The sequence below is a fragment of the Pseudomonas sp. GL93 genome (assembly GCF_003408955.1).
GTDB classification, from domain to species: domain Bacteria; phylum Pseudomonadota; class Gammaproteobacteria; order Pseudomonadales; family Pseudomonadaceae; genus Aquipseudomonas; species Aquipseudomonas paracarnis.
In genome coordinates this window covers 15199-37583 of sequence record NZ_NKRF01000058.1, presented here as the reverse complement: position 1 = coordinate 37583, position 22385 = coordinate 15199, and the positions used below count along the sequence as shown (strand labels likewise).

Annotated in this window: 19 protein-coding genes; 8 read left to right on the top strand and 11 right to left on the bottom strand. The window is 59.5% G+C overall.

Features of this window, described 5'->3' with window-relative positions; translation table 11 throughout:
* Positions 1-28: 28 nt before the first annotated feature.
* The 9 genes from bamA to rpsB all read right to left on the bottom strand — a co-directional run bounded on the left by bamA (position 29) and on the right by rpsB (position 9965).
* Positions 29-2416, bottom strand: coding sequence for an outer membrane protein assembly factor BamA (gene bamA, locus CER19_RS09800; RefSeq protein WP_014717234.1), 2388 nt, complete (start codon positions 2414-2416; stop codon positions 29-31).
* Between the two features lie 74 nt (positions 2417-2490).
* Entirely contained in the window at positions 2491-3843 is a 1353-nt protein-coding gene (rseP, locus tag CER19_RS09795; RefSeq protein ID WP_014717233.1) for a sigma E protease regulator RseP, read from the bottom strand.
* 53 nt (positions 3844-3896) lie between these two features.
* On the bottom strand, positions 3897-5087 hold the full coding sequence (gene ispC, locus CER19_RS09790) for a 1-deoxy-D-xylulose-5-phosphate reductoisomerase (protein ID WP_116666276.1): 1191 nt from the start codon (positions 5085-5087) through the stop codon (positions 3897-3899).
* Positions 5084-5890: a phosphatidate cytidylyltransferase gene (locus CER19_RS09785; protein ID WP_116666275.1), complete on the bottom strand. Its 807-nt coding sequence runs from the start codon at positions 5888-5890 to the stop codon at positions 5084-5086. Before CER19_RS09785 ends, ispC begins: the two co-directional genes overlap by 4 nt.
* Positions 5891-6646 carry a polyprenyl diphosphate synthase gene (gene uppS / locus CER19_RS09780; RefSeq protein ID WP_003189167.1) on the bottom strand — a complete coding sequence of 252 codons (756 nt, stop codon included), beginning with the start codon at positions 6644-6646 and terminating at the stop codon, positions 5891-5893.
* A gap of 17 nt (positions 6647-6663) precedes the next feature.
* Complete coding sequence (gene frr / locus CER19_RS09775; RefSeq protein WP_116628371.1) at positions 6664-7221, bottom strand: ribosome recycling factor; 558 nt, start codon at positions 7219-7221, stop codon at positions 6664-6666.
* Positions 7218-7961: a UMP kinase gene (gene pyrH / locus CER19_RS09770; RefSeq protein WP_003189161.1), complete on the bottom strand. Its 744-nt coding sequence runs from the start codon at positions 7959-7961 to the stop codon at positions 7218-7220. Before pyrH ends, frr begins: the two co-directional genes overlap by 4 nt.
* Before the next feature lie 211 nt (positions 7962-8172).
* Complete coding sequence (tsf, locus tag CER19_RS09765; protein WP_003189160.1) at positions 8173-9036, bottom strand: translation elongation factor Ts; 864 nt, start codon at positions 9034-9036, stop codon at positions 8173-8175.
* A gap of 191 nt (positions 9037-9227) precedes the next feature.
* Positions 9228-9965: a 30S ribosomal protein S2 gene (gene rpsB / locus CER19_RS09760; RefSeq protein ID WP_003189158.1), complete on the bottom strand. Its 738-nt coding sequence runs from the start codon at positions 9963-9965 to the stop codon at positions 9228-9230.
* A gap of 387 nt (positions 9966-10352) precedes the next feature.
* On the opposite strand from rpsB, the gene map reads away from it, so the two are divergent.
* The 4 genes from map (at position 10353) to CER19_RS09740 (ending at position 16306) form a co-directional block, all read left to right on the top strand.
* Positions 10353-11135: a type I methionyl aminopeptidase gene (gene map / locus CER19_RS09755; protein ID WP_003189156.1), complete on the top strand. Its 783-nt coding sequence runs from the start codon at positions 10353-10355 to the stop codon at positions 11133-11135.
* 64 nt (positions 11136-11199) lie between these two features.
* Positions 11200-13902, top strand: coding sequence for a [protein-PII] uridylyltransferase (locus tag CER19_RS09750; RefSeq protein WP_014717230.1), 2703 nt, complete (start codon positions 11200-11202; stop codon positions 13900-13902).
* Positions 13903-14045: 143 nt separating this feature from the next.
* Positions 14046-15245, top strand: coding sequence for a succinyldiaminopimelate transaminase (dapC, locus tag CER19_RS09745; RefSeq protein ID WP_116666274.1), 1200 nt, complete (start codon positions 14046-14048; stop codon positions 15243-15245).
* A gap of 239 nt (positions 15246-15484) precedes the next feature.
* On the top strand, positions 15485-16306 hold the full coding sequence (locus CER19_RS09740; protein ID WP_116666273.1) for a M12 family metallopeptidase: 822 nt from the start codon (positions 15485-15487) through the stop codon (positions 16304-16306).
* A 62-nt stretch (positions 16307-16368) separates the two neighbouring features.
* On the opposite strand, the gene CER19_RS09735 is transcribed toward CER19_RS09740, so the two are convergent.
* Entirely contained in the window at positions 16369-18012 is a 1644-nt protein-coding gene (locus CER19_RS09735; protein WP_116666272.1) for a Na+/H+ antiporter, read from the bottom strand.
* A 278-nt stretch (positions 18013-18290) separates the two neighbouring features.
* On the opposite strand from CER19_RS09735, the gene CER19_RS09730 reads away from it, so the two are divergent.
* The 4 genes from CER19_RS09730 to CER19_RS09715 all read left to right on the top strand — a co-directional run bounded on the left by CER19_RS09730 (position 18291) and on the right by CER19_RS09715 (position 21348).
* Positions 18291-18599 (top strand): arsenate reductase, encoded by a 309-nt coding sequence (locus CER19_RS09730; RefSeq protein WP_229999207.1) that lies wholly within the window; start codon positions 18291-18293, stop codon positions 18597-18599.
* Positions 18600-18630: 31 nt separating this feature from the next.
* Positions 18631-19665, top strand: coding sequence for a 2,3,4,5-tetrahydropyridine-2,6-dicarboxylate N-succinyltransferase (dapD, locus tag CER19_RS09725; protein WP_116666271.1), 1035 nt, complete (start codon positions 18631-18633; stop codon positions 19663-19665).
* Between the two features lie 67 nt (positions 19666-19732).
* The gene (locus CER19_RS09720) at positions 19733-20938 is read left to right on the top strand and encodes an aminotransferase class V-fold PLP-dependent enzyme (RefSeq protein WP_116666270.1); all 1206 of its coding nucleotides are present in this window, start codon (positions 19733-19735) and stop codon (positions 20936-20938) included.
* The gene (locus tag CER19_RS09715) at positions 20935-21348 is read left to right on the top strand and encodes a SufE family protein (RefSeq protein WP_116666269.1); all 414 of its coding nucleotides are present in this window, start codon (positions 20935-20937) and stop codon (positions 21346-21348) included. Before CER19_RS09720 ends, CER19_RS09715 begins: the two co-directional genes overlap by 4 nt.
* A 90-nt stretch (positions 21349-21438) precedes the next feature.
* On the opposite strand, the gene tcdA is transcribed toward CER19_RS09715, so the two are convergent.
* Positions 21439-22257, bottom strand: a complete 819-nt coding sequence (gene tcdA / locus CER19_RS09710) for a tRNA cyclic N6-threonylcarbamoyladenosine(37) synthase TcdA (RefSeq protein WP_371921543.1) — start codon at positions 22255-22257, stop codon at positions 21439-21441.
* Positions 22258-22385 lie beyond the last annotated feature (128 nt).

Sequence of the window (22385 nt, the reverse complement as noted above, 5' to 3'; positions counted from 1 at the left end):
TCCGTTGTCGTTATCTTAGGTCAGACGCTTAGAACGTCTGGCCGAGGGAGAATTGGAAAATCTGGGTTTCAGCGTTATCCGGTTTCTTGATCGGCATGGCCAGAGCAAAGCTCAACGGGCCCAGCGCAGTCACCCAGGTCACACCCACGCCCACGGAGCTCGCCAGGTTGCTGAGGCTTACGTCGTTGCACTGGGTGTTGGACTTCAGCCCGCTTGGGTTCTTGATCTGCTCGCACTTGGAGTCGAACACGTTACCCACGTCCCAGAAGACCGACGTCCGCAGGGAGCGCTGGTCCTTGACGAACGGCAGCGGGAACAGGATCTCGGCACCACCCTGGATCAGCACGTTACCACCGAATGGCAGCGGGTCGTTGTCCGAGTCAGCGACAGTGCCTTGGTTACCGGTCCGGTCAACACCGCGGCTCGGCGTACCACGCGGACCCAAGGTGCTGTCCTTGAAGCCACGTACCGAGTTGAAACCACCTGCATAGTAGTTCTCGTAGAACGGCAAGCCATCGGTCGAACCATAACCGTCGCCATAGCCCAGCTCTGTGTGCAGGCGCATGGTGTAGTTATCGCTCAACGGCTGGAACAACTGGCCGCGGTAGTCGAGTTTGAAGAACGACAGGTCGCTGCCCGGCGTGGTGACTTCCGCAGTCAGGCTCTGGGAGTGGCCGCGGGTTGCCAGTACGCCTTTGTTCAGGGTCGACTCGGACCAGCCGGCAGACGCCTTGAAGTTCAGGAACTTGTCGCCCTCACGACGGGTGAAGTCGAAGATTTCATCCACGGTGTACACACCGGTCTTGATCTCATCCTGCTGCGCGGTGAGGCCGAAGGTCAGGCGCGACGTCTCGCTGATCGGGTAACCCACGTTGACACCGGCACCCAGGCTGTCGATCGCATAGCTTGCAACGTCAACATCGAGGTCTTTGTAGTCGGTGGTGCGGTAGAAGGCGTTGTAGCCCAGGCTCACACCGTCTGCAGTCCAGTAGGGGTCGGTGTAGCCGAAGTTGTATCGGCTCTGGTATTCGCTGCGGGTCAGGCCGATGGACACACGGTTACCGGTACCCAGGAAGTTGTTCTGCGTGATCGAACCACCCAGGATCAAACCGGCGCTCTGGGCGAAACCGACGCTGGCGGTGATCGAACCCGAGGCTTGTTCTTCAACGGCGTAGTTCACGTCAACCTGGTCATCCACACCCGGTACGGCCGGGGTTTCGACGTTGACTTCCTTGAAGAAGCCCAGGCGCTCAAGACGGGTCTTGGATTGGTCGATCAGGTAGGTCGAAGCCCAGCCACCTTCCATCTGACGCATTTCACGACGCAGCACTTCGTCCGCAGACTTGGTGTTGCCACGGAAGTTGATGCGGTTGACGTAGGCACGCTTGCCCGGATCGACGACGAAGGTGATGTCCACGGTGTGGTCTTCATCATTCGGGGTCGGCACGCCGTTGACGTTGGCGAAGGTATAGCCTTCGTTACCCAGGCGACGGGTGATCAGTTCGGAAGTGGTGGTCATCAGCTTGCGCGAGAACACCTGGTCCTTCTGTACCAGCAACAGGGACTTGACCTGGTCTTCAGGAACTTTCAGGTCACCGCTGAGCTTGACGTCACGAACCTTGTACTTCTCGCCTTCGTTGACGTTGACGGTAATGTAGACGTGCTTCTTGTCCGGGGTGATGGACACCTGGGTCGAAGCGATGTCCATGTTGATATAGCCACGGTCCAGGTAGTAGGAGCGCAGGCGTTCCAGGTCACCGGAGAGTTTTTCACGGGCGTACTTGTCATCGTTCTTGAAGAACGACAACCAGTTGGTGGTCTTGAGTTCGAACAGGTCGACCAGGTCTTCATCAGGGAACTTGGTGTTGCCCACGACGTTGATGTGCTGGATGGCGGCCACGGTGCCTTCGTTGATGTTGACCTTCAGGCCCACACGGTTACGAGGCTGGGGGATCACTTCGGTTTCCACGGTCGCGGAGTAGCGGCCCTGGGCAACGTACTGGCGTTGCAGCTCGTTACGCACACCCTCAAGGGTAGCGCGCTGGAAGATCTCGCCCTCGGCCAGGCCCGATTGCTTCAGGCCCTTCATCAGGTCTTCAGTGGAGATGGCCTTGTTACCTTCGATCGCGATACTGGCGACGGAAGGTCGCTCGACGACCGTGATGACCAGGACGTTGCCTTCGCGACCCAGTTGGATATCTTGAAAGAACCCGGTTTTGAACAGCGCACGAGTGGATTCCACCAGGCGACGATCATCCGCCTGTTCCCCGACGTTCAACGGCAAGGCACCAAAGACGCTACCCGCGGAAACCCGCTGGAGGCCGTTGACGCGAATATCGGAGATGGTGAAGGACTCGGCGTGAACTTCGGCGATCATCAATACGGTGAGAACCGCAGTTAGCAGCAGACGTTTCATGAAGTCCTTTCTTATTCCAACTGGCAATAAACAAACTGCCGCAAAATGCGGCAGATTCGCAATTCAGCGAAGCGTTACAGACGTCCCAGATCGTTGACCAGGGCTAACAACATCACCCCGACCACCAAACTGATACCAATCTGTATCCCCCAACCCTGCACCCGATCCGACAAGGGGCGACCACGCACCCACTCGACCAGATAAAACAGCAGATGCCCCCCATCCAATACAGGAATGGGCAGCAAATTCAGAACCCCAAGGCTAATACTCAGATAAGCCAGGAAATTCAGGAAATCCGCGACACCCGACTGGGCAGAAGCGCCCGCCACTTTAGCAATGGTTATCGGTCCACTCAAGTTTTTTACCGAGAGCTCACCGAACAACATTTTCTTGAGGGATTCGAGGGTCAGCACGCTCATGGTCCAGGTGCGTTTCGCGCCCTCGCCAATCGCGGCCAAAGGCCCGAAACTGACCTCTCGCACCATCGATGGCGGCCATTCGACACCTTTGACCCCGGCCCCCAGGTATCCCCCGGCCGCCTTGGCCTCCCCTCTCACCGACAAGGTCACGGGGACGTCGATTTGAGCACCCTCGCGCTCAACTTTCAGCACAATTTTGGTATCAGGGCGCACACGCACCAGGTCGACCACCTGCTGCCAGTCACCCAGCGCCTGGCCATCAAGGGCCAACAGGCGATCACCGGTTTTCAGGCCGGCAGCCTGGGCCGGGCCTTTCGGATCGAGTTCAGCCAGCACCGGCGGCAAGGCCGGACGCCAAGGGCGAATCCCCAGGGATTTGATCGGATCGGGCTCATCGGCGCCCTTGAGCCAATGGTCCAGCGCCAATGCCCGCGGGGTTTCGGCGCTGGAATCCTGGTCACGCACCACCACATTGACGGTGCCGCTTTCACCCAGGCGACGCACCAACTGCAAATTGACCGCGCCCCACCCCGTGGTGGGTTCGCCATCAATGGATACAATTTCCTGCCCTGCCGTCAGGCCCGCCTTGGCCGCGATGCTGTCGGCTTCGACCGCGCCAATGACCGGGCGCACCTGCTGACTGCCCAGCATGGCCAAGACCCAGAAGAACACCATCGCCAACAGGAAGTTGGCGATCGGTCCCGCCGCGACAATCGCGATACGCTGACGAACCGTCTTGCGATTGAAGGATTGGTCCAGCTGGTCTGCAGGCACTTCGCCTTCGCGCTCATCGAGCATCTTGACGTAGCCGCCCAACGGGATAGCAGCAATGACAAACTCAGTGCCGCGGCGATCATGCCAGCGCAACAACGGCATGCCGAAACCGACGGAAAAGCGCAATACCTTGACGCCGCAACGACGCGCCACCCAGAAGTGGCCGAATTCGTGGAAGGTAACCAACACACCCAGAGCAACCAGGGTGCCGACAATCATGTAGAGCGCACTCATCTAATTTCTCCGCATTTCAATTCAATGCCCGAAGACTCAAACCTGCCCGCGGCCTAACCCGCATTGCGATCCAACCATTGCCCGGCCAAGGTTCGAGCCTTGGTGTCGGCCTCGAACACCGCCTCCAGGTCATTCACCGCCACCACTGGCTCAAGCGCCAGGACGTCCTCGATGATACTCGCGATCTGCGGAAAGCGGATGCGCCGCTCAAGAAACGCCGCCACGGCCACTTCGTTGGCCGCGTTAAGCATCGCCGGGGCACTGTTACCCGCCTCGGCTGCTTGCCGCGCCAGGCGCAAACAAGGGAAACGCTGCTCGTCCGGAGCTTCGAAGTCCAGGCGCGCGATTGCAAACAGGTCCAGCGGTGCTACGCCGGAATCAATCCGCTCAGGCCACGCCAAGGCGTTGGCGATCGGTGTGCGCATGTCCGGGTTACCCAATTGCGCCAACACCGAACCATCCACGTAATCGACCAGGGAATGGATCACACTTTGCGGGTGAATGACCACCTCAACCTGGTCAGGCCGTGCATCGAATAGCCAGCATGCCTCGATCAACTCAAGGCCTTTGTTCATCATGCTCGCCGAATCCACGGAGATTTTGCGCCCCATGGACCAGTTCGGGTGGGCGCATGCCTGATCGGGAGACACATGTTCCAACTCGGCCGACGGAGTCTGGCGGAATGGCCCGCCAGATGCCGTCAGCAGAATCCGGCGCACGCCGACTTGGCTCAAGCCGCGGGCAAAATCACCGGGCATGCACTGGAAGATGGCGTTGTGCTCACTGTCCAGAGGCAGCAGCACCGCGCCGCTCTTGCGCACCGCTTGCATAAAGAGCGCGCCGGACATGACCAAGGCTTCTTTATTGGCCAGCAGGATTTTCTTGCCAGCATCGACTGCCGCCAAGGTCGGGCGCAAACCTGCTGCACCGACAATCGCCGCCACTACGGTATCCACGTCCGCATCGGCCGAGACCTGGCACAACCCTGCCTCGCCGACCAATACCTGAGTGGCCAGCCCTGCAGCCCGCAGATCCTCCTGCAGACGGCGAGCGGCAGCCGCCTCTGGCACCACGGCAAAGCGCGGCGAGTGTCGCACGCACAAGGCCAGCAGCTCGCGCAAACGCGTGAAGCCGGTCAGGGCGAAAACCTGATAGCGATCGGGGTGACGCGCAATGACGTCCAGGGTACTGAGCCCGACCGAGCCGGTCGCGCCCAGCACCGTAACCTGCTGCAGGCGGCTCACGAAGCGATCATCCACAACAGCACGGCAAAAATCGGCAGCGCGGCGGTGAGGCTGTCGATACGGTCAAGCACACCGCCATGACCTGGCAGCAGGTTACTGCTGTCCTTGATGCCAGCCTGACGCTTGAACATGCTCTCGGTAAGGTCGCCCACCACCGAGATGAAGACGACAATAGCCGCCCCCAGCAAGGCCAGGAGTACTTCCTTTACCGACCAGTCACGCACCACACCGACCACCAGGGTGATCAGCAGCGTCAAAGCCAGGCCGCCGTATACGCCTTCCCAGCTCTTGCCTGGGCTGACGGCCGGGGCCAGCTTGCGCTTGCCAAAGGCTCGACCCGAGAAGTAGGCACCAATGTCAGCGCCCCACACCAACACCATCACAGCCAGGATCAATTCGTTGCCCAGCGGGTAACGTTTGATCTCCACCAGCCCTTGCCAGGCCGGCAACAGGATTGCCAGGCCAATCACCAGCTTGCAGGCCACGCTGGACCATTGGCCACTGGTGCGCGGATAGGTGAGCACCAGGAAAGTCGCCAACGCCCACCACAACACTGCGGCACCCAGCACCCAGGGCGCGATGTCCGGCAGGATATACATAAAGAACAACAACAGCGCGACCATAGCGGCGTAGACCACACGCGGCAATTGGTTGACGAAACCTGCCAGGCGCGCCCATTCCCACGCCCCAAGGGTCACGACCAGGCCGATGAACAGCGCAAAGCCAGAACCGTCGAGCAGGAAAAAACCGCACAAGGCAATCGGCAGCAGGATCAGCGCCGTGATGATTCGTTGTTTAAGCATTTAAACCCGGGCTCCAGCTTCGATCTGCTCGCTCGTTTTACCGAAGCGACGCTGACGGGAAGCGAAATCGGCCAGTGCATTACGCATGGCATCGTGTTTGAAGTCCGGCCAGAACAGGTCGGAGAAGTACAGCTCGGTGTAGGCCAGCTGCCACAGCAGGAAATTGCTGATGCGATGCTCGCCACCGGTACGAATGCACAAGTCCGGCAACGGCAAGTCGCCGGTCACCAGGCAGGTTTGCAACAGTTCGGGCGTGATGTCGTCCGGGCGCAGATGGCCGGCTTGCACTTCGCGGGCCAGCCGCTGTGCAGCCTGGGCGATATCCCACTGGCCACCGTAGTTGGCTGCGATCTGCAGTACAAAACGGTTACTGCCGGCAGTGATGGCCTCGGCTTCGCGCATGGCCGTTTGCAGCTCCGGGTGGAACCGCGAACGATCACCGATGATGCGCAGACTGATGTTGTTGTCATTGAGGCGCTTGGCCTCACGACGCAGAGCCTTGAAGAACAGGTCCATCAAGGCACTGACTTCATCGGCGGGCCGCTGCCAGTTCTCACTGGAGAACGCGAACAAGGTCAGCACTTCGACCTTGGCCTCGGCGCACACTTCAATCACCGCCCTTACCGCGTCAACACCCGCTTTATGCCCGGCAACACCCGGCATAAAGCGTTTTTTCGCCCAGCGATTATTCCCATCCATGATGATCGCGACATGGCGCGGCACCACGGAGGGCACAGTCTGCTTGGTCTTTTCCATGAAGGCGTCCTGACCCCTTATACGGCCATCAGGTCCTTTTCTTTTTCTTCGGTCGCCTTGGTGATCTGGGCTTCGGCGTCCTTGGTCAGCTTGTCGATATCAGCGACGGCACGGCGCTCTTCGTCTTCGCTGATTTCCTTGTCCTTGACCAGCTTCTTCAGGTCACCCAGCGCATCGCGGCGGATATTACGCACGGCAACACGGGCATCTTCAGCGGCGCTGCGCGCCTGCTTGGTGAAGCCCTTGCGGGTTTCTTCGGTCAGGGCAGGCATGGAGATCAGCAGCAACTCGCCCAGGTTGGTCGGGTTGAGGTTCAGGCCAGCGCTCTGGATAGCTTTGTCGACGGCGGCAAGCATGTTGCGCTCGAAGGCAACAACTTGCAGGGTGCGCGAGTCCTTCACGGTCACGTTGGCCACACCGCTCAGCGGGGTGTCGGAACCGTAGTAAGGCACCATTACGCTGCCCAGGATGCTTGGGTGCGCCTTGCCAGTACGGATCTGGCCAAAGGCGTGGCTCAAGGATTCCAGGGATTTGTGCATACGCGCCTGGGCGTCTTTCTTGATTTCGTTGATCATTGTTGGCCTTCCTCGATCAGAGTCCCTTCTGCGCCGCCGTGTACGATATTCAGCAGGGCGCCGGGCTTGTTCATGTTAAATACGCGCAGCGGCATCTTGTGGTCGCGGCACAGGCAGATAGCGGTCAGGTCCATGACACCCAGCTTGCGATCCAGTACTTCATCGTAGGTCAGATGATCGAACTTCTCGGCATGCGGGTCTTTGAATGGGTCTGCAGTGTATACGCCATCCACCTTGGTCGCCTTCAACACCACGTCGGCATCGATTTCGATAGCACGCAGGCATGCGGCCGAGTCGGTGGTGAAGAACGGGTTACCTGTGCCAGCAGCAAAGATCACCACTTCCTTGGAGTTCAGGTGGCGCATGGCTTTGCGGCGATCATAATGATCGGTCACGCCAACCATGGAAATAGCCGACATCACGATGGCCGAGATATTGGCGCGCTCCAGGGCGTCGCGCATGGCCAGGGCGTTCATCACAGTGGCCAGCATGCCCATGTGGTCGCCGGTAACCCGGTCCATACCGGCAGCACTCAGTGCCGCACCGCGGAACAGGTTGCCACCACCAATCACCAGGCCGACCTGCACACCGATACCGACCAACTGGCCGACTTCCAGCGCCATGCGGTCAAGCACCTTGGGGTCGATCCCGAACTCTTCCGAGCCCATCAGGGCCTCGCCGCTGAGCTTGAGTAGAATGCGTTTATAGCGAGCCTGATAACCACTGCCCTGCTGAGCCATTGCGAATCTCTCCTGCGGCGTATTTTTTAAAAATTCTTGGCGAGCCGTTTTACGGCTTGCGTTCACTCTAGCTGGACGCTGTCACAGCGCCATCGGAACACGGCTTTGTAAGCCAGTTCCGAGAGGAAACCAAATAAAATTGGCTTTCCCATTTGAAAAGAGGCTGCGCGCGTGAGCGGGCAGCCTCTTTCGGCGACAGTTTGGAACTGTCTTATTGCTTGGCGGCAGCCAGCTGGGCAGCAACTTCTTCAGCGAAGTTGTCGACCGGCTTCTCGATGCCTTCGCCTACTTTGAAGTAAGTGAAGGAAACGATTTCAGCACCGGCTTTCTTGGCCAGTTCGCCAACCTTGATTTCAGGGTTCTTGACGAACGCCTGCTCAACCAGGCTTGCTTCAGCCAGGAACTTGCTGATGCGGCCTTTGATCATGTTTTCAACGATGTTCTCTGGCTTACCGGCGATCTTGTCGGCGTTGAGGCTCAGGAACACAGCTTTTTCACGTTCGATTGCGTCGGCAGACACTTCCGAAGGCAGCAGGAACTCAGGGTTGCTTGCAGCAACGTGCATTGCGATGTCTTTAGCCAGCTCAACGTCGCCGCCTTTCAGAACAACTGCAACACCGATCTTGTTGCCGTGCAGGTAACCACCAACCACATCACCTTCAACGCGAACCAGGCGACGGATGTTGACGTTTTCGCCAACCTTGCCGACCAGTACCAGGCGATCAGCTTCTTGAGCTTCGATCAGCGGAGCGGCGTCAGTCATTTTCTCGGCGAACGCTTTTTCAACGCTGGCAGCAACGAATGCCTTGAAGTCGTCCTGCAGAGCCAGGAAGTCGGTCTGGGAGTTCACTTCCAGCAGAACGGCGGATTTGCCGTCTTCTTTCAGAGCGATAGCGCCTTCAGCAGCCACGTTGCCTGCTTTCTTGGCAGCCTTGATGGCGCCGGAAGCACGCATGTCATCAATGGCTTTTTCGATGTCGCCGCCGGCCTTGGTCAAGGCCTTTTTGCAATCCATCATGCCTTCGCCGGTACGCTCACGCAGTTCTTTAACCAACGCTGCAGTAATCTCTGCCATTTCAAAATCCTCTTGGATAGGTTTTCAACCATTCCACCCGATCAAACGGGCGATCAATTCTTCCCGAATCTCCGTTGTAGGCCGCTGCACGTTACAAACGATGTAGCTGCGCTGCCGACAAATGGTTTTCGAGGTGGCAAAAAGGGGGCCAAGCCCCCTTTTTGCTTACTGAGTCAACGCCAGGGCGTCAATTACTCAGCGGCAGCTACCGGAGCTTCTTCAACGAACTGCTCGGTACCACCAGCAACGTGGTTGCGACCACGGATTACAGCGTCAGCCATCGAACCCATGTACAGCTGGATAGCGCGGATTGCGTCATCGTTGCCTGGGATGATGTAGTCAACGCCTTCCGGGCTGCTGTTGGTATCGACTACGCCGATAACCGGGATGCCCAGCTTGTTGGCTTCGGTGATCGCGATGCGCTCGTGATCAACGTCGATAACGAACAGTGCGTCAGGCAGACCGCCCATGTCCTTGATACCACCCAGGGAACGATCGAGCTTTTCCAGGTCACGGGAGCGCATCAGCGCTTCTTTCTTGGTCAGCTTGGCGAAAGTACCGTCTTCGGCTTGCACTTCAAGGTCACGCAGACGCTTGATGGAAGCACGGATGGTTTTGAAGTTGGTCAGCATGCCGCCCAACCAGCGGTGATCGACGTACGGCGAACCGCAACGTGCTGCTTCTTCAGCAACGATCTTGCCAGCGGAACGCTTGGTGCCGACGAACAGGATCTTGTTTTTGCCCTGGGCCAGACGCTCTACGAAAGTCAGCGCTTCGTTGAACATTGGCAGGGTTTTTTCAAGGTTGATAATGTGAATCTTGTTACGCGCGCCGAAAATGTACTTACCCATTTTCGGGTTCCAGTAACGGGTCTGGTGACCGAAGTGCACACCGGCCTTCAGCATATCGCGCATGTTGACTTGGGACATGATAGTTCCTTAATAAGTCGGGTTTGGCCTCCACGTATCCCAATGACCAACCAGCGGCATCAAGGCCTCCGGCACCCAGGTCATCGTGTCGACACGTGTGTGGATTTAAGCTTTGCGGGGCATCCCCGGAAAGCGGCGCATTTTATACCACAGCATCGGCAAAAACGAAACCCGCAATCACACTTGCCGGTCGTCGTCTTTGCGTAAGCCCTTGAATACAGCCAACATGCCTTTACCTCATAGAGAGAAGCGATCACCAGACGCGCATGATTTGCCAGCATCGTCTGTTAGAATCGCGTTTTTTGGGACTTGCGCGAATGCTGTAACCCTTTGTCGCGCCCCCGTGAACCGTATTGATTTCAGCGCGTCGCGCTAGAGAGAGCCTGTATGACCGTTACCTTGAAAACCGCCGAAGACATCGCAGGCATGCGCGTTGCCGGCAAACTGGCTGCCGACGTGCTGGAAATGATCGCCGAACACGTCAAGCCCGGTGTCACCACCGAAGCGCTGGACCGTATCTGCCACGACTATATAGTCGACGTGCAAAAAGCCATCCCCGCCCCACTGAATTACAAAGGCTTCCCCAAGTCGATCTGCACCTCGATCAACCACGTGGTGTGCCACGGCATTCCCGGTGACAAACCCCTGAAAGACGGCGACACCCTGAACATCGACGTCACCGTGATCAAGGATGGTTACCACGGCGACACCAGCCGCATGTTCCACGTCGGCAATGTACCGGTGTGGGCCGAGCGCCTGTCCCAGGTCACCCAGGAATGCATGTACAAGGCCATCGAGATCGTCAAGCCCGGCTGCCGCCTGGGTGACATCGGTGAAGTGATCCAGAAGCACGCGGAAAAGAACGGCTTCTCGGTGGTGCGCGAATTCTGCGGCCACGGTATCGGCAAGGTGTTCCACGAAGAGCCGCAGATTCTGCACTACGGCCGCGCCGGCACCGGCATGGAACTCAAGGCCGGCATGACCTTCACCATCGAACCGATGATCAACCAGGGCAAGGCCGACACCAAGGTGTTGGGCGACGGCTGGACTGCTATCACCAAGGACCGCAAACTCTCGGCCCAGTGGGAACACACGCTGCTGGTCACCGACACGGGCTACGAGATCTTCACCCTGCGCGCCGACGACACCATCCCACGCGTTTCGGCCTGAAGCTTAGCCAGGTTTTCCCACAGCGTGTTGTGACTGACTGATAGATAGATAGGAAAGCCGATCGATGCCCCAGGTGGATCCCGAACTCTTCGACCGTGGCCAGTTCCAGGCCGAGCTGGCATTGAAGGCAAGCCCCATCGCTGCTTTCAAGAAGGCCATCCGCCAAGCCCGCGAGGTGCTCGATGCGCGCTTTCGCAGCGGCCGGGATATTCGCCGCCTGATCGAAGACCGCGCCTGGTTCGTCGATAACATCCTGCAAAAGGCCTGGGAGCAGTTCAACTGGAGTTTCGACGCCGATATCGCCCTGGTGGCGGTCGGCGGCTACGGTCGCGGCGAACTGCACCCCTACTCCGACATCGACCTGCTGATCCTGCTGGACAAGGCCGATCACGAGACCTTTCGCGATTCCATCGAGCGCTTTCTGACGTTGCTGTGGGACATCGGCCTGGAAGTCGGCCAGAGCGTGCGCTCGGTGGACGAATGCGCCGAAGAGGCCCGTGCCGACCTGACGGTGGTCACCAACCTGATGGAAAGCCGCACCATCTGTGGCCCCGAGCGCCTGCGCCAGCGCATGCTCGAAGTCACCAGCACCGCACACATGTGGCCAAGCAAGGACTTTTTCCTGGCCAAGCGCGCCGAACAAAAAGCCCGGCACCACAAGTACAACGACACCGAATACAACCTGGAACCCAACGTCAAAGGCTCACCGGGCGGGCTGCGGGATATCCAGACGATTTTGTGGGTGGCCCGCCGCCAATACGGCACGCTGAACCTGCGCGCCCTGGCCGGCGAAGGCTTCCTGGTGGAGAGCGAAAACACTCTGCTGGCTTCGTCCCAGGAGTTCCTGTGGAAGGTGCGCTACGCCCTGCACATGCTGGCCGGACGCTCCGAAGACCGCCTGCTGTTCGATCACCAGCGCTCTATCGCCACCTTGCTCGGTTTTGAGGGCGAAGACGCGAAGACCAGCATCGAAAGCTTCATGCAGCAGTACTACCGGGTGGTCATGAGCATTGCCCAGCTCAGCGACTTGATCATCCAGCATTTCGAAGAAGTGATCCTGGCCCCCGAAGACGAAGCGCCGCCGCAGCCGATCAATGCGCGGTTCCAACTGCATGACGGCTATATCGAAGCGCGCAACGACAACGTGTTCCGCCGCACGCCGTTCGCCATGCTGGAAATCTTCGTGTTGATGGCCCAGCAGCCGGAGATCAAAGGCGTGCGCGCCGACACCATCCGCTTGCTGCGGGAAAACCGTCACCTGATCGACGACGACTTTCGCAACGATATCCGCAATACCAGCCTGTTTATCGAGCTGTTCAAGTGTCGCATCGGCATCCACCGCAACCTGCGGCGCATGAACCGCTACGGCATTCTCGGGCGCTACCTGCCGGAGTTCGGGTTTATTGTCGGGCAAATGCAGCACGACCTGTTCCACATCTACACCGTCGATGCCCACACCCTGAACCTGATCAAGCACCTGCGTAAGTTGCAGTACACCCAGGTGTCAGAGAAATTCCCGCTGGCCAGTAAGCTGATGGCCAAGCTGCCCAAGCCCGAGCTGATTTACCTGGCCGGGCTGTACCACGACATCGGCAAGGGCCGGCATGGCGACCACTCGGAGATCGGCGCGGTCGATGCCGAAGCCTTCTGCCAGCGCCACCAGTTGCCGGTGTGGGACAGCCGCCTGATTGTCTGGCTGGTGCAGAACCACCTGGTGATGTCGACCACGGCCCAGCGCAAGGACTTGTCCGACCCGCAGGTGATCCACGACTTTGCCGGCATCGTCGGCGATGAGACCCGCCTGGATTACCTGTATGTGCTGACCGTCTCCGATATTAACGCCACCAACCCCACCCTGTGGAACTCCTGGCGCGCCAGCCTGTTGCGCCAACTGTACACCGAGACCAAGCGCGCCCTGCGCCGTGGCCTGGAGAACCCGGTGGACCGCGAAGAACAGATCCGCCGCACTCAAAGCGCAGCCCTGGATATCCTGGTGCGCGGCGGTAACGACCCGGACGACGTCGAGCAACTCTGGTCGCAACTGGGTGACGATTATTTCCTGCGCCACACCGCCGGCGACGTGGCCTGGCACAGCGACGCGATCCTGCAGCAACCCGCCGATGGCGGCCCGTTGGTCTTGATCAAAGAAACCACCCAGCGCGAATTCGAAGGCGGCACGCAGATCTTCATCTACGCCCCCGACCAGCACGACTTCTTTGCCGTGACCGTGGCGGCCATGGACCAGCTCAACCTGAACATCCATGACGCCCGGGTCATCACCTCCAGCAGCCAGTTCACCCTCGACACCTACATCGTGCTCGACACCGACGGCGACTCGATTGGCGATAACCCGGCGCGGGTGAAAAAGATCCGCGAAGGTCTTACCGAAGCCCTGCGCAACCCCGACGACTACCCCACCATCATCCAGCGCCGGGTGCCGCGCCAGCTCAAGCACTTTGCCTTTGCGCCCCAGGTGACCATTTCCAACGACGCACAGCGACCGGTGACGGTGCTGGAGCTCAGCGCACCGGACCGCCCGGGCCTGCTGGCACGCATCGGCGGGATTTTCCTGGAGTTCGACCTGTCGCTGCAGAACGCCAAGATTGCGACCCTGGGCGAGCGTGTGGAAGACGTGTTCTTTATCACCGATGCCGACAACCAGCCGCTGTCCGACCCGCAGCTTTGCCTGCGTTTGCAGGCGGCGATCGTGGAGCAATTGAGCGTGAGCCAGGAACCCGGTGTCGAGCTGACCAGACTGACAATTTGAATTCTTAACTTTGTGAACACGAGTCATGTAGGAGCTGGCTTGCCTACGATGCAGACACCTCGGTCCGTCAGGTCGACCGTAGTGATGCCATCGCAGGCAAGCCAGCTCCCACAGGGGCCGCGCTCACCGTGACAGAGGCTTATATGAACAACGCCCTTAACCAGTTGCAGCCCTACCCCTTCGAGAAACTGCGCGCCCTGCTCGGCAGCGTGACGCCGAACCCGGACAAACGCCCGATTGCGCTATCCATCGGCGAACCCAAGCACAAATCACCGGCCTTCGTTGCCGAGGCCTTGAGCAGTAACCTCGATCAAATGGCGGTGTACCCCACCACTTTGGGTATCCCGGCCCTGCGCGAAGCCATCGGCGCCTGGTGCGAACGCCGCTTCAACGTGCCCAAGGGCTGGCTGGACCCAGCGCGCAACATCCTGCCGGTCAACGGTACGCGCGAGGCGCTGTTTGCCTTCACCCAGACCGTGGTCAACCGTGGCGACGACGCGCTGGTGGTGAGCCCCAACCCGTTCTACCAGATCTACGAAGGCGCCGCGTTCCTGGCCGGGGCCAAGCCGCATTACCTGCCGTGCCTGGACAGCAATGGCTTCAACCCGGACTTCGACGCTGTCTCCCCCGACATCTGGAAACGCTGCCAGATCCTGTTCCTGTGCTCCCCAGGCAACCCGACCGGCGCGCTGATCCCGGTCGACACCCTGAAAAAACTCATCGCCCTGGCCGACGAATACGACTTCGTCATCGCCGCCGACGAGTGCTACAGCGAGCTGTACTTCGACGAGCAAACCCCACCCCCGGGCCTGCTCAGCGCCTGCGTCGAGCTGGGCCGCGAGGACTTCAAGCGTTGCGTGGTGTTCCACAGCCTGTCCAAGCGCTCCAACCTGCCAGGCCTGCGTTCAGGCTTCGTGGCCGGCGATGCCGAGATCCTCAAGGCCTTTTTGCTGTACCGCACCTACCACGGCTGCGCGATGCCAGTGCAAACCCAGCTTGCAAGCATTGCGGCCTGGCAGGACGAAGCCCACGTACTGGCCAACCGTGACCTGTACCGCGAGAAGTTCGACGCGGTGTTGGCGATCCTCAAGCCGGTGCTGGACGTGCAAAGCCCGGACGGCGGCTTTTACTTGTGGCCGAATGTGATCGGCGACGATGCGGCCTTCTGTCGGGACTTATTCGTGGAAGAACACGTAACCGTGGTGCCGGGCTCGTACCTGTCGCGGGAAGTGGACGGCGTAAACCCAGGCGCTGGGCGTGTGCGCATGGCACTGGTTGCGCCGTTGGCGGAGTGCGTGGAAGCCGCGGAGCGGATTCGCGCCTTTATGCAGCGCAGGACGTAACCCCACCTCAGAACCCGTACTGTGCAACGCAGTGCGGGCCACTTCAGCGCGCAACGGCTTAAGCTAAAACAAATCAGTCTTCGCCTTGACTGCATGCCTACGCATAACTAATGCATTCGCCCTATTCGACAGAAAACCCTTACGGAACTAACAAGCCACTACTGCCACTACGTTGTAAATAAACCCACAGCAGCTTTTCCAAAAGACCACAGAACGCTGAGAAAATCGTAGAGGCCTATATGAACGTCAATTCTTTCCCTCTTCCTCACACGCGGCCCCCATTCCAAGCTACCGGCGAAAGCGCCGAAGACGGTAATAACAACCGTCCCGTCGAAAATACAAAAACAAACGAGACTTCTGGCACCAGGAAAAAGCGAGGCGTTGCAGACCCGTATCGCCTATGGCCACAAAATTCCGAATTAACCATTTCCCTGGTAAATTTAAATGATTCTCAAAAGTTCAAAATAAAAGAAGGCTTTGAAAAATTTGCACCTCACGTCAACCTGCGATTTAAATTTGACGAAAGTGACAACGCCGATGTCATCTTTGACTCAACCAGCGGAAAATCCAGCTCTCTTATTGGTACCGATGCGGAGCAGTCCGCCATAGGAAAAGCCACTATTAAGATTAATTTCTGGGATACTCCTGAACACGACATACTCCATGAAATCGGGCACGCACTCGGTTTAAAACATGAACACCAACACCCCGACAGAACCGTAACTTATGATCGTCAAGCACTTCTCCCCTTTTTCGGAAACAACGAAGACACTTACACTCGAAACATGGGCACCCTCAACCCCGACAAAATCGTTACATCAGCATACGATCCAAAATCGATCATGCATTATTACGCTCCCCCTGGATATTCAAGAGGTGGGAGCACCACCTCTAGAAGCACTGAGCTCTCGCCAGAAGACAAGGCTTTTCTCGAAAAACTATATCCGCCTCAACGCCCCCCGGAAAGTGTGATCCCCGTAAAGTTAACCACACACTCTGGGCGTTTGACTCATCATAAGTATTCCACGCTCCCCTCATTGGGAGGGCGGCGACCATCATAGTGAATGCGCCAACAAACGAAGTATTTACCCCTCACCTGACGGTCTCCGGGCAAGTTCAATTATCACTTAATTAAACCTAAATTCGCTTCACTCATATCCAGATCTGCCAACACCTCTCGCAAAACGTCATCGCCAATTTGGTGATGACGGCTCAAGCTGTACAACTCTAAGCGTTGCGCACGCAGGGCTTTGAGACGAAGTTTGCGTTCAAGCTGATCCATCTGCAGGGCCAGGGCCTGGGCTTCGGCAGAGTCGTTGAATACCTCAAGCTGATGGCGGTATTCCGACATCAGCCGAGCCTTGCGCTCTGTAGCCAATGCAGCTTGAGCGGCGTCCAGGGTTTCGGCTTCGGCGGGTTCCTGGGCCTCCAGTGCATGGATCGCGGCCACGGCGGTCTTTTTCCAGGCCTCGCGCACTTCGTTGTGGCGCTTTTCATCCGGGCCTTTTTCGACGCCTCGCAGCAGTAACGGCAGCGCGATGCAGGCAGCGACCAGCGACAGCAGGATCACCCCGGCAGCGATAAAGATCAGCAGGTCCCGCTCAGGGAAATCCTGGCCTGGCGCCATCAGCAAGGGCACCGACATGACGCCCGCCAGGGTCACCGCTCCACGAACACCGCCGACGGTCAGTAACCAACAGGAACGGGCCGTCGGCACCAGGGTCAGCGCGCTTTTGCCACGCAACCGGCGTAGTAACCCCGACAGCCGCCAGATGCTCTGCACCCAGATAAAGCGCAATACCACCAGCACCAGGAAGATCGCTACCACATCCAGGCAGCGATACATCAAGGTGGGCCACAGCGTGGTTTCATGGCTGACCACGGCCTTGATGATGTCTGGCAGTTGCAGGCCGAGCAGCAGGAAGATCAGGCCGTTAAAGGCAAACTCCAGCAACGACCATACGCTGCGGTTGAGCAGGCGCGTGCTGGTCTGGCGCGGCAGCAGGTCGAGCCAGCTTTGCATCATGCCCGCTGCCACCGCCGAGAGAATGCCGGACGCGCCCAGGCGTTCAGCCAGTACGTACGCAGCAAAGGGCAGCAGCAACATGAACACCACATGGGTCGCCGGGTCATCCCAACCGCGCGCGATCATCCAGGCGCGCAGGCGACCGACCAGCCAGCTCAGCGCCACGCCGATCGCCAACCCGCCCACCGCCACCAGTACAAACGTCAGACTGGCATCCGCCAGGGAAAAGACCCCGGTCAGCGCCGCGGCCAGGGCGAACTTGAAAGTCACCAGGCCCGACGCGTCATTCATCAAGGCCTCGCCCTGGAGCATGTGCATCAGCGGCTTGGGCAAACGGTTCTGGGAAATGGCCGACACCGCCACGGCGTCCGTCGGCGAGAGCACCGCTGCCAGGGCAAAGGCCACCGGTAATGGGATGGTTGGCAATAGCCAATGAATGAAATAGCCGGCGCCCACCACGGTGAACAGCACCAGCCCCACCGCCAATGTCAGAATCGGACCACGCAGGCGCCACAACTCGCGCTTGGGCATGCGCCAACCATCGGAAAACAGCAGCGGCGGCAGGAACAGAAACAGGAACAGCTCCGGGTCCAGCGCCACATGCAGCCCCAACGTGGGCCAAGCCAGCAAGGCGCCGGCAGCGATCTGCACCAGGGGCAACGGCAGTGGGATGATGCGCCCGACCAGGCGCGAAAGGCTGACCAGCATCAGCAGGATAAGAACGGTGTAGGCGGTTTGCATAACGCGGGTTTCCCGGACAATCGACTTGCAACGACACATCAGGCAACAACTGGCCGTTGAAGTGCCATATTACCCGGCTATGTTACCTGGCTATGGTACTCGCCTATGCTGCGCACTGGCTTTTGCACAAAAGTCGCACGCTGTTGACGAGCGGCGCCGAAACCCGCTGGTCGTGGCATAATCGGCGATCTTTCATTTTCATACGTCCAAAGGGGGGCAATTCCTTGAGTGCTTCAAGCAAAACCTTGCACCTTTTCGGCATCAAAGCCTGCGACACCATGAAAAAGGCGCGCACCTGGCTCGATGAGCACGGGGTGAGCTATGAGTTCCATGACTACAAAACGGCCGGTATCGACCGCGAACACTTGACCCAATGGTGCAACGAGCACGGTTGGCAAGTGGTTTTGAACCGCGCGGGCACCACCTTTCGCAAACTCGAAGACGAACGCAAAGCCGATCTCGATCAGTCGAAAGCCATTGAATTGATGCTCGCACAACCCTCGATGATCAAGCGCCCGGTGCTCGATCTCGGTGACAGAACCCTGATTGGCTTCAAGCCAGATAGTTATTCGGCGGCCCTCAAGTAGGTCAGCCTTCCATTTTTGTAGAGGTAACAGCATGTCCAATTCCCTGTTCAGCCTGGGCTTCGGCGTCGGCACTCAGAACCGCCAAGGTGCTTGGCTGGAAGTGTTTTACGCGCAACCCTTGCTCAACCCGTCGGCTGAAATCGTTGCCGCCATCGCACCGATCCTCGGTTACACCGAAGGCAACCAGGCGATCACCTTCACCGTGAGCCAGGCCTTGCAACTGGCCGACGCGCTCAAAGGCGTCGACACTGCCCAGGCCGCCCTGCTCAGCCGCCTGGCTGAAAGCCACACGCCGCTGGTCGCGACCCTGCTGGCTGAAGACGCCGCATTGACCTCCACGCCCGAGGCCTACCTCAAGCTGCACCTGCTGTCCCATCGTCTGGTCAAGCCCCACGGCCTGAGCCTGGCCGGTGTGTTCCCGCAGTTGCCGAACGTGGCCTGGACCAGCCAGGGCGCTATCGACATCAATGAACTGGCCGAGCGCCAACTGGAAGCGCGCCTGCGTGGCGAGCTGCTGGAAGTGTTCTCGGTGGACAAGTTCCCGAAAATGACCGACTACGTGGTGCCAGCCGGCGTGCGTATCGCTGACGCTGCACGTATTCGCCTGGGCGCGTACGTGGGCGAAGGCACCACCGTGATGCACGAAGGGTTCGTCAACTTCAACGCGGGCACCGAAGGCCCGGGCATGATCGAAGGCCGCGTATCGGCGGGCGTATTCGTCGGCAAGGGTTCGGACCTGGGCGGCGGTTGCTCCACCATGGGCACCCTGTCGGGCGGCGGCAATATCGTAATCAAGGTGGGCGAAGGCTGCCTGATCGGCGCCAACGCCGGTACCGGTATCCCATTGGGCGACCGCAACACCGTGGAGTCGGGCCTGTACATCACCGCCGGCACCAAGGTTGCCCTGCTGGATGAGCAGAACCAACTGGTCAAGGTGGTCAAGGCGCGTGAGTTGGCTGGCCAGCCAGACCTGCTGTTCCGTCGCAACTCCGAGACCGGTGCCGTGGAGTGCAAAACCCACAAATCGGCCATCGAACTGAACGAAGCGCTGCACGCTCACAACTAAGCAGCCACTCGATGCCACTAGCGGCCGCACCTTCGGGGGCGGCTCGCTTATACGAGTCTTGATCACCATGCTTGTGCCCTCCCCCTGGCGCGCCGACTTCCCGGCCATCGCCACCCTGCAACGGCAAGACCAGACCTATCTGGACAGCGCCGCCACCACGCAAAAACCCCAAGCCCTGCTGGATGCCATCAGTCATTACTACGCCAATGGCGCAGCCAATGTGCACCGTGCTCAGCATTTGCCCGGAGCCCATGCGACCCAGGCGTTCGAAGACAGCCGCAGCAAGGTCGCGCAGTGGTTGAACGCAGGTGACAGCGGGCAGGTCGTGTTTACCCACGGCGCAACCTCTGCGCTGAATCTCCTGGCCTATGGCCTGGAGCACTTATTCAATGCGGGCGATGAGATTGCCATCAGCGCCCTGGAACACCACGCCAACCTGTTGCCCTGGCAGCAATTGGCCAAACGCCGCGCACTCACGCTGGTGGTCTTGCCTCTGAACGATGACGGCGTGATCGACCTGGACGCTGCAGCCAGCTTGATTGGCCCACGCACACGCTTGCTGGCGGTGAGCCAGTTGTCCAACGTGCTCGGTGCCTGGCAGCCGCTGCCAGCCTTGCTGACGATGGCCCAGGCACACGGTGCCCTCACGGTGGTGGACGGCGCCCAAGGCATCGTCCATGGCCGCCACGACGTGCAGGCCCTGGGCTGCGACTTCTACGTGTTTTCCAGCCACAAACTCTACGGCCCGGACGGCGTTGGTGTGCTGTATGGCCGTAATGAGGCCCTGCACCACCTGCGCCACTGGCAGTTCGGCGGCGAGATGGTGCAACAGGCCGACTACCACAGCGCCAGCTTTCGCCCCGCGCCATTAGGTTTCGAGGCCGGCACTCCACCGATTGCCAGCGTGATCGGCCTGGGCGCGAGCCTGGATTACCTGAGTTCACTGGATCCCTCGGCGGTGATCGCCCACGAAGCCGCCCTGCATGACTACCTGCTGCGTGGGCTTAAGGCACGCAATGGTGTACGCGTGCTGGGCTCGCCGCAGGTGGCGCTGGTGAGTTTTGTGGTGGAGGGCGTGCACAACGCCGACCTCGCCCACCTGCTGACCGAGCAAGGCATTGCTGTGCGTGCCGGTCACCACTGCGCAATGCCGCTGTTGAAGGCGATGAACCTGTCAGGCGCCATCCGCGTTTCGCTGGCGCTCTACAACGATTCCGACGACCTGGAGCGCTTTTTTGAAGCGCTGGACCAGGCGCTGGACATGCTGCGATGAGCTTGCCGCTGGAGGCACGCGCCGCACTGCAAGCCTTCCAGGCCATTGGCAGTTGGGAGCAGCGCGCCCGGATGCTGATGCAATGGGGTGAACGCTTGCCCGCCCTGGCTGATGACGAAAAGGTCGACGCCAACCTGGTGCAAGGTTGCGAAAGCCTGGTGTGGCTGGTGGGTCGTTTTCAGGACGGCCATTGGCAGTTTGCGGCGAGCAGCGAGGCGCGGATGATTCGTGGGTTGGTGGCGTTGCTGCTGGCGCGGGTCAATGGGTTGTCGGCTGATGAACTGAAAGCGGTCGACCTGCCTGACTGGTTCAATCAGCTGGGCTTGTCGCGCCAGTTATCGCCGTCGCGCAGTAATGGCCTCAACGCAGTCCTGCAGCGCATGCGCGCACTAAGCCGTCTGCAAAACTAAATGTGGGAGCTGGCTTGCCTGCGATGCAGGCACCTCGGTCTATCAGTCAAACCTCGGTGACGCTATCGCAGGCAAGCCAGCTCCCACCTTTTAGACTTGCGTGGTGGGCTTGACCCGCTCCGACGGCCTGCGCACTCCCGCCACAATCTTATCCACCGCCTTGGTGGCCGCCACCATGCCGAACGTGGCCGTGACCATCATCACCGCGCCAAAACCTCCTGCGCAGTCCAGCTTCACGCCATCACCGACAAAACTCTTCTGCAGGCAGATGCTGCCATCGGGCTTGGGGTAGCGCAGTTGCTCGGTGGAAAACACGCACGGCACGCTGTAATGACGGGTCACCGTGCGCGAAAAGCCATAATCGCGGCGCAAGGTAGAGCGCACTTTCGAGGCCAGCGGGTCATTGAACGTGCGGTTCAGGTCGCACACCTGGATCAGCGTGGGGTCAATCTGCCCACCGGCGCCGCCGGTGGTGATGATCTGGATCTTGCGGCGCTTGCACCAGGCAATCAGCGCCGCCTTGGCATTGACCGCGTCGATGCAGTCGATCACGCAGTCGATAGTCGGGGTGATGTACTCGGCCATGGTGTCGCGGGTGACGAAGTCTGCCACCGCGTGCACGGTGCAATCGGGATTGATACCGCGCAGGCGTTCGGCCATCACTTCGACCTTGGGCTTGCCCACGGTGCTGTCCAGGGCATGCAACTGGCGGTTGCTGTTGCTGACGCAGACATCGTCCAGGTCAAACAGCGAAATCTCGCCCACCCCGCAGCGGGCAATCGCTTCCGCCGCCCAGGAACCTACGCCGCCGACGCCGACAATCGCCACATGGGCCGCTTTCAAGCGTTCCAGGCCCTCAAGGCCGTACAAGCGGGCGACGCCTGCAAACCGCGGATCTTCTGTACTCATCATCATTACCCCAAAAACCGGCGCGCATTATAGGGCTACGCCGCGACAAGTTCGACGCTTGCAGCTACAAGTAAAGAACTTAGGCTGACTTTCGCAGACTAACGTCCGGCTTTTCTCTGTCTGCTGTA

Bases quoted from the DNA above. Each gene is read 5' to 3' on its own strand.
- bamA (WP_014717234.1), bottom strand. From the start codon at position 2,416: ATGAAACGTCTGCTGCTAACTGCGGTTCTCACCGTATTGATGATCGCC.
- rseP (WP_014717233.1), bottom strand. From the start codon at position 3,843: ATGAGTGCGCTCTACATGATTGTCGGCACCCTGGTTGCTCTGGGTGTG.
- CER19_RS09785 (WP_116666275.1), bottom strand. From the start codon at position 5,890: ATGCTTAAACAACGAATCATCACGGCGCTGATCCTGCTGCCGATTGCC.
- uppS (WP_003189167.1), bottom strand. From the start codon at position 6,646: ATGGAAAAGACCAAGCAGACTGTGCCCTCCGTGGTGCCGCGCCATGTC.
- frr (WP_116628371.1), bottom strand. From the start codon at position 7,221: ATGATCAACGAAATCAAGAAAGACGCCCAGGCGCGTATGCACAAATCC.
- pyrH (WP_003189161.1), bottom strand. From the start codon at position 7,961: ATGGCTCAGCAGGGCAGTGGTTATCAGGCTCGCTATAAACGCATTCTA.
- tsf (WP_003189160.1), bottom strand. From the start codon at position 9,036: ATGGCAGAGATTACTGCAGCGTTGGTTAAAGAACTGCGTGAGCGTACC.
- rpsB (WP_003189158.1), bottom strand. From the start codon at position 9,965: ATGTCCCAAGTCAACATGCGCGATATGCTGAAGGCCGGTGTGCACTTC.
- map (WP_003189156.1), top strand. From the start codon at position 10,353: ATGACCGTTACCTTGAAAACCGCCGAAGACATCGCAGGCATGCGCGTT.
- CER19_RS09750 (WP_014717230.1), top strand. From the start codon at position 11,200: ATGCCCCAGGTGGATCCCGAACTCTTCGACCGTGGCCAGTTCCAGGCC.
- dapC (WP_116666274.1), top strand. From the start codon at position 14,046: ATGAACAACGCCCTTAACCAGTTGCAGCCCTACCCCTTCGAGAAACTG.
- CER19_RS09740 (WP_116666273.1), top strand. From the start codon at position 15,485: ATGAACGTCAATTCTTTCCCTCTTCCTCACACGCGGCCCCCATTCCAA.
- CER19_RS09735 (WP_116666272.1), bottom strand. From the start codon at position 18,012: ATGCAAACCGCCTACACCGTTCTTATCCTGCTGATGCTGGTCAGCCTT.
- CER19_RS09730 (WP_229999207.1), top strand. From the start codon at position 18,291: ATGAAAAAGGCGCGCACCTGGCTCGATGAGCACGGGGTGAGCTATGAG.
- dapD (WP_116666271.1), top strand. From the start codon at position 18,631: ATGTCCAATTCCCTGTTCAGCCTGGGCTTCGGCGTCGGCACTCAGAAC.
- CER19_RS09720 (WP_116666270.1), top strand. From the start codon at position 19,733: ATGCTTGTGCCCTCCCCCTGGCGCGCCGACTTCCCGGCCATCGCCACC.
- CER19_RS09715 (WP_116666269.1), top strand. From the start codon at position 20,935: ATGAGCTTGCCGCTGGAGGCACGCGCCGCACTGCAAGCCTTCCAGGCC.
- tcdA (WP_371921543.1), bottom strand. From the start codon at position 22,257: ATGAGTACAGAAGATCCGCGGTTTGCAGGCGTCGCCCGCTTGTACGGC.